At 72.1% G+C, this 3,334-nt stretch carries 5 protein-coding genes; 1 reads left to right on the top strand and 4 read right to left on the bottom strand.

Going from position 1 to position 3,334, the window contains the following annotated elements:
• Nucleotides 1-7: 7 nt before the first annotated feature.
• From NCC78_RS29820 to NCC78_RS32645, 3 genes are all read right to left on the bottom strand, one after another.
• The gene (locus tag NCC78_RS29820; protein ID WP_250798706.1) at nt 8-922 is read right to left on the bottom strand and encodes an ABC transporter ATP-binding protein; all 915 of its coding nucleotides are present in this window, start codon (nt 920-922) and stop codon (nt 8-10) included.
• Complete coding sequence (locus NCC78_RS29815; protein ID WP_250798705.1) at nt 919-1,950, bottom strand: ABC transporter substrate-binding protein; 1,032 nt, start codon at nt 1,948-1,950, stop codon at nt 919-921. The genes NCC78_RS29820 and NCC78_RS29815 overlap by 4 nt, the downstream gene beginning before the upstream one ends.
• A 134-nt stretch (nt 1,951-2,084) precedes the next feature.
• Nucleotides 2,085-2,162 (bottom strand): putative leader peptide, encoded by a 78-nt coding sequence (locus NCC78_RS32645; protein ID WP_349881247.1) that lies wholly within the window; start codon nt 2,160-2,162, stop codon nt 2,085-2,087.
• A 248-nt stretch (nt 2,163-2,410) separates the two neighbouring features.
• On the opposite strand from NCC78_RS32645, the gene NCC78_RS29810 reads away from it, so the two are divergent.
• Entirely contained in the window at nt 2,411-2,590 is a 180-nt protein-coding gene (locus NCC78_RS29810) for a DUF4236 domain-containing protein (protein ID WP_208569874.1), read from the top strand.
• An 87-nt stretch (nt 2,591-2,677) separates the two neighbouring features.
• On the opposite strand, the gene NCC78_RS29805 is transcribed toward NCC78_RS29810, so the two are convergent.
• Nucleotides 2,678-3,334 (bottom strand): hypothetical protein (locus NCC78_RS29805; RefSeq protein WP_250798703.1); only part of this gene is annotated, 657 nt, incomplete at its 5' end.

Raw genomic sequence — 3,334 nt, 5'->3', positions numbered from 1 at the left:
GGCGATGTCAACCAACGCGGGCCTCCTCGTCACGGGCCGCCGCCGACGTGGCGCGGTCCGCGCCCGCGTCGGCCTCGGCAGGGATACGACCACCGTCGGCACCGGTGCCGGCGATGCGTTCGGCGGCCTGGGCGGCGCGTACCTCGTCGCGCAGCAGGGTCCAAATCTGGTGCCGGTGCTGGCGGAAGGCTTCGGAGGAGCGGACGTCCTCCACCGCGCCCCGGTCACCGAGGTCGATGTCGATGACCCGTTTGATCCGGCCGGGCCGGGAGGTCATCACCGCGACCCGCTGGCCGAGGTGGACCGCCTCGTCGATGCCGTGGGTGATGAACACGACGGTCTTGCCGGTGCGCTCCCAGATGCGCAGCAGCTCGTCCTGCAACGAGTCGCGGGTCTGCGCGTCGAGGGCAGCGAACGGCTCGTCCATCAGCAGGATGTCCGGGTCGTACGCGAGGCTGCGGGCGATGGCCACCCGCTGCTTCATGCCGCCGGAGAGTTCGTGCGGGTAGCTCCCGGCGAACCCGCCGAGCCCGACCAGGTCCAGGTGGTGGGCGACGAGGCCCGCCCGTTCCGCCCGGGGCACCCCCTTGGCCTCCAGTCCGAACGCGACGTTGCCGGCGGCGGTGCGCCAGGGCAGCAGGGCGTACTGCTGGAAGACGATGCCCCGGTCCATGCCCGGTCCGGTGACCGGCCGGCCGTCGACGAGCACCTGCCCGCCGGTGGGCCTGGACAGGCCCCCGAGCAGGTCGAGCAGGGTGGACTTGCCGCATCCGCTCGGGCCGACGACGACGAGGAACTCGCCGGGGCGTACGCCGAGGGTCACCTGGTCCAGGGCGGTGACCGCGCCGGCGGTCGCCCGCCGGCCGGCGCGGGCCCCGAAGGTCTTCGTCACCCGGTCGAAGAGGATCTTGTCGGTGCTCACGCGGCACCGCCGGCGGTGAACGGATTGAACCGGTTGGTGTAGACGTCCCCGGGCTTGGGCTTCTCGCCCTTGATCTCGCCCGCGGCGGCCAGCCAGTCGATCCAGGTGGCGAACTCCTGGTCGGTGATGACGCCGCCCCGGCCGGCGACCCCGCTGCTCTTCCAGAGCCGCACCAGGGATGGGTCCTCGTTGCGGCCCCGCTTGGTGATGATCGACTCCAGCCGGGCCACCACCGTCTCCCGGGGCTGGCTGCGGGCCCACTCGATGGCCTTGCCGACGCCGGTGACGAAGGTCTTCACCGTCTCCGGGTTGCGCTTGATGAAGTCGTCGCGGAAGACGTACGCGCCGGCGCTGAACGCCCCGAGCAGCTCGAAGTCGGTGACGATCGTGCGGATGCCACCGTTGGCGACGGCCTTGTCGCGGATGACTCCGCCGAGCACGGCGACGTCGATCTGTTTCTGGCGCAGCGACTGCTCGGTGTTGACCGGCGGGAGCGCGACCAGCTCGACCTGCTTGATCTCCTCGGCGCTCAGCCCGCCCCGGGACAGCCAGGTCTTGGTCACCGCCTCGGCGTGCGCGCCGAGGGTGTTCATGCCGATCTTCTTCCCGATCAGGTCCCGGGGCCCGCGGACCGGGCTGTCGTCGAGCACGTACCAGCCCTGGAAGGTCTGCGCGTCGGAACCGTAGTAGCTGACGACGGCGGTGATCGGGGCGTTGGCGGCGGCGAGCTTGACGATGGCGCCGTTGAACGCGCCACCGAAGTCGCTCTGCCCGGTGGCGGTGGCCTGGATGTCCTGTGGACCGCCGGTGACGTTGCCGATCCAGTTGAGTCTCACGTCGTTGAGGTAGCCGAGGTCGGCGGCGAGTTCGGGCAGGGTGACCTGCCCGACGGAGCCCTGGTAGCGCAGCTCCTTCGCCTGCGCGGAGCCGGCCTCGGCGTCCCCGCCGCAGCCGGCGGCGCCGACGAGGAGGGTCAGCGCCGCCGCGGCGGCGAGGGTACGCGGAAGGGCACGACGGGGTGAAGCCATGGAGGTGTCTCCTGATCTGTCCACGGTGCGGTGGAGGAAGCCCGACGAGGGGCACGAGGGGCACGCCGCTCCGCGATGAGCGGACGGGCGGTGAGAGTGCGGAGAGGGAACCGAGTCGGGGAGACCGGGTCAGCTCAACAGAGCGCGCTCGCGTGCCGGACCAGGTCGACGTGCACGCGAGCGGTGAGGAGAAGCTCGTCCCGCTGCGACATGGCCCCATGCTGCCGGGGCTCCGACGGGCCGGTCAACGACCTTCCAGAAGATGAGACTCGCGTCGCTTGCTTTGTTACAAGGGCTCCGCAGCAGCGTTTACCGGTCCGCAACACCTATCTGGTGGATAGGAATTCCGGTGCGCTCGGCCGCACCGTCCACCGCGGACGGGGCCGGGTTTCGCGAATCGCCGTTCCGGGCATGTTCAGGTTCGACACGGCAGGGAATGGTCACCGAAGGGAGCCCTCTGATGGGTCTGATGTTCCGCAAGCGCAAGAAGTACGGTCCGATCATTCTGAACTTCACCGAGAACGGTTTCTCGTCCTGGAGCATCAAGATCGGTCGCTGGTCCTGGAACTCCAAGGCCAAGGCGCACCGGGTCGACCTGCCGGGTCCGCTGTCCTGGAAGCAGGACAAGTCCCGGGCGTGACATCCCGAGGTCGAGCGGGGTGCCGGTGAACCACCGGCACCCCGCTCGGCGTCTGCGCGCCGGGTGGGCGCGCGGCGACGGTGCCGCTCAGTCGGCCGATCCGGAGATGACCACGTCGCCGCCGAGCCGGCCGTGCTCGGGATCGCGGGTCACCTCGCCCGCGGTGAGCAGCCCGGTCAGCGCCCGGACCGCGTCGGCCGAGCGGTAGACGGTCGCGGTGAGGGCGTACCGGCGCAGCTCGGTGACCGTCCGGGGGCCGGAGCGGGCCAGCTCGGCCAGCAGCTCCCGGCGCAGCGGGCCGGGTTCGGGGTCCAGGGCGATGTCGAGCAGCCGGCCGGCCGGGTCCGCCGGGTCGCGATAGCGCACACCGCCGAACTCGTCGACCGCCCAGAGCGTCTCCTTGAACGTCTCCAGGCTCCGGTCCGACCCGGTGGCGAAGGCGAGCCGCCGCGCGGGCGAGCCGTCGGCGGGCACCAGGTCCACCTCGGTCGCCAGCGAGAACCCGGCCCCGGTCAGCGCGTCCCGGGCCGCCGCACCGGGGGCGGTGACGAACAGCGCCTCGGCGGGGCGGCCGGCCGTGGCGGCGGTCAGCACCGCCGGGTCCACGGCGGTGGGGTCGTCCACGTACGACAGGGTCGGCGCGCCGGCGGCGCCCGCCGCCTTCAGCGCGACCGGCAGCCGGGCGGGCCCGCCGGGCATCAGGTGCACGGCGACCTCGGGCGGCCGTTCCGCCCCGACGGCGCC

Origin of the sequence: Micromonospora phytophila, assembly GCF_023656545.1 — a bacterium.
GTDB lineage: Bacteria > Actinomycetota > Actinomycetes > Mycobacteriales > Micromonosporaceae > Micromonospora > Micromonospora phytophila.
The sequence above is the reverse complement of the archived record's forward strand: the minus strand, read 5'-3'. Positions and strand labels throughout refer to the sequence as shown.